Source organism: Nesterenkonia massiliensis (genome assembly GCF_000455245.1).
GTDB classification, from domain to species: domain Bacteria; phylum Actinomycetota; class Actinomycetes; order Actinomycetales; family Micrococcaceae; genus Nesterenkonia; species Nesterenkonia rhizosphaerae.
The window spans coordinates 46,241-49,168 of the sequence record NZ_HG005173.1 but is presented as its reverse complement, the minus strand read 5'-3'; the positions used below and the strand labels follow the sequence as shown (position 1 = coordinate 49,168).

The 2,928-nt window shown below is 65.3% G+C and carries 3 protein-coding genes; 2 read left to right on the top strand and 1 reads right to left on the bottom strand.

Going from position 1 to position 2,928, the window contains the following annotated elements:
- The first annotated feature begins 76 nt into the window (after positions 1-76).
- The gene (gene cydC, locus TX78_RS11430; protein WP_044496414.1) at positions 77-1,852 is read left to right on the top strand and encodes a thiol reductant ABC exporter subunit CydC; all 1,776 of its coding nucleotides are present in this window, start codon (positions 77-79) and stop codon (positions 1,850-1,852) included.
- A gap of 47 nt (positions 1,853-1,899) precedes the next feature.
- Here the strand turns inward: cydC and TX78_RS11425 are convergent, their stop codons facing one another.
- Positions 1,900-2,100 (bottom strand): MarR family winged helix-turn-helix transcriptional regulator, encoded by a 201-nt coding sequence (locus TX78_RS11425; RefSeq protein WP_049897880.1) that lies wholly within the window; start codon positions 2,098-2,100, stop codon positions 1,900-1,902.
- Positions 2,101-2,463: 363 nt separating this feature from the next.
- Between TX78_RS11425 and TX78_RS13365 the strand changes: the two genes are divergently transcribed.
- A partial coding sequence (locus TX78_RS13365; RefSeq protein WP_147640489.1) for a Rep family protein occupies positions 2,464-2,928 on the top strand: 465 nt, incomplete at its 3' end.

The following is a 2,928-nucleotide window of genomic DNA, read 5'->3' as shown; positions in this document are numbered from 1 at the left end:
CTGATCGCAGCAGCCGATCACCGGGTGGTGATCAGCGCTGGACAGATCACCTCCGATGCCGCACAGGGAGCGCACCATGGACGATAAAGACCATGCCGAGCAGTTCCTCCCGCTCTCTGCGGCCCGGCCATCCTGGCGAAGGATGGCCCCGGCGCTGTTCTGGGGTGTGCTCTCCGGACTCAGCGCCGTACTGCTGATCGGGGTCTCGGCCTATCTGATCACCAGAGCTGCCGAGCAGCCGCCGATTCTCTACCTCGGCCTGCTGGTAGTGGGGGTGCGAGCCTTCGCACTGTCCCGGGCGTTCTTCCGATACCTCGAACGGCTGAGCTCCCATGATGCTGCCTTCAGCGTCCTCGGCGGCATTCGCGCCGATGCCTTCGCCCGGCTGGAACCACTGGCACCGGCACAGCTGGGCGGAACCCGGCGAGGCGACCTGCTCTCACGTCTGGTCCGCGATGTCGATGACCTGGTGGACTGGCCGGTGCGGGTCATCCAACCACTGATCACCTCGGGGACCATCATCCTGATCACGCTGGGCATGCTGGCCTACTTCTCCCCAGCCGGGGCGCTGATACTGGCAGCCTTCCTGATGGTGGCCCTGCTGCTGGGCACCACCGTGCAGGCGCGGCTCAGCGGTTATGCAGAGTCAGCCACAGCAGGTCTTCGCGGAAAACTCGCTGATGAGATCGTGGACCTGGTGGCCAACCTGGAGGTGCTGATCACCTTCGATGCAGCCCAGGACCAGCTGCGGCGTGTGCGAGAAGCAGACCGGGACCTTCGGCGAGCAAGTCTGCGCACTGCCGCAGGACTGGGAGTGGCATCAGCGGTACCGGTGGCCGCCGCCGGAATCAGCGCAGCGGTGCTGCTCTGGCTGCTGATCGACCAGGCCGTTCCCGGGCGGCCACTGGGTCCCAACTTCACGCTGCCCGTCGGCACCCTCGACGGCCCCCTGCTGGCGGTCTTCGCACTGGTGCCGCTGGTGGTCTTCGAACTCTTCGCCGCCGTGCCCTTGGCATGGTCGGCCCGCCGCCGCGTGCTGACCAGCCTCGAGCGAATGCGGACCCTGGCCGGACCACACTCAGCGCCTGAACCAACCGCAGTTCCTGAATCGACCTCAGCCCCAGGTTCAGCCCCGGCCCCGGTGGCCGCAGCCGAGGATGTCTCGGAGAAGCGAACTACGTCATCACTGGGGCTCAGCGTGGAAAACTTCACTGTCAGATGGCCCAGCTCCGAGACACCAGTGAGCGCACCGGTGAGTGTGCAGCTCACACCGGGGGAGACCCTGCTGGTGACCGGCCCCAGCGGCGTCGGAAAAACCGCGCTGGGATACGGACTAGTCGGTTTCCTGGAAAATTCTGGACAGTATCTGCTCAATGGCCGGCCGGCGGAGGAGCTCAGCCCGGAGCAACTGCGCCAGCAGGTGTGCTTGATTGAGCAGAACGCGCATATCTTCGACACCAGCCTGCGAGGCAATCTTGCATTGGCGCACCCCCAGGGGTCGGAATCGGCCACTGATGAGGAGCTGATCGAGGTGCTGCAGGCCGTCGGACTCTGGGAGTGGGCGCAGTCGCGTGAGGGGCTGAATACCGCAGTCGGCTCCGAGGGCACCTTGGTGTCTGGGGGACAGGCACAGCGCATTGCGGTCGCCCGCGGACTGCTCAGCGGCGCACCTGTGCTTGTCTTGGACGAACCCACCGCCCATGTGGACCCTCAGGCCGCAGAATCCCTGGTGCTCCACCTGTTGACCGCGGCGGCCGAACGCAGCGTCATCGTGTTCTCCCATCTGCCGGTCCCCGAAGACTTGGTCGACCACCAGCTGCACCTGTTGCCCTCCGCCGCAGAAGTGCGCTGAGTGCTGCCGTCAGATCGGCGGAGGGATCAACGCGGGTGTGCAGAGTCCTACTCACTGCGCGGATGCGCCTCAAGCAGCTGGTCCAGGATCCTTGAGAGTTCCGATCGATCATCGGCACTGAGCACAGCAAAGAAGTCCTCGGCCTGGGCGCTGCGCTGCTGCCAGACTCTTCCGTGCAGGTCTCGGCCGGTCTCGGTCAGCCGGACCTGAACAGCACGCCGGTCATCCGGATCGGGGCCGCGCGCCACCAGATCCTTAGCCTCGCCGATGCCGCCCCCGCGTTGCGAACCCCCAGGTCAGCATCGGTTTCGGCGGCCTGTCCGCCCCGGTTTCTGGGGCCTCTGCTGCTGGGTTGGAAGTGCCACCTCAGGGCGCGCGATTTGGCGCGCGATTTCTTGCATCTGCAAGAAATGACGCGCTCCTGGGTGGTGGTTTCTGATGGGTAAGAGCGGTCAGAGGAAGCCCTCCTACATCACCTTCTCCCAAGACCTGGTGCCGGACTACTGGCCTGGCTGGGAGCCTGCTCTGATCGAGTCTGGCGATGTCCGGGCCATCGGTGAGGAGATTCTGCGTCGGTATGAGGTGGCCGCCGGCGGCGAAGCTGCCGGGTTCTGGATCATCAAGCACGATCAGGACCTCGACGCCGAGGGGAACCCCGCCTCGATCATGTTCACGTCATCATCGATCAGGGTCAGAGCAAGCTGCACTGCATCCAGATTGACCAGGCGATGGGTTGGAGCCCTAAGAGAGTCGTCCGCGCTCCGAAGCGTGGCGGTCGCATCTCCAACGCCCAGGGCTACCTGATCCACGCCAAGGACCCGCAGAAGCACCAGTACGGCGTTGATGAGGTGGTGACGCTGCGCGGTCTGGATTACGTAGAGGTAGAGGCCGAGCACCGCGACGCCTGGGCGCGCCGGGCGGTCATGGACCGCAAGGCGGCTGTGCCGCAGAAGGAGTGGGCGGAGCTCGGCGACGCGCTGGTGCAGCGGGTCCTCGACGGTGAAGTCGATGAGCTGGACATCCTCAAGGACAAGACCCTGGGTGACATCTACGCCCGGAACTGGCATGACCCCCTA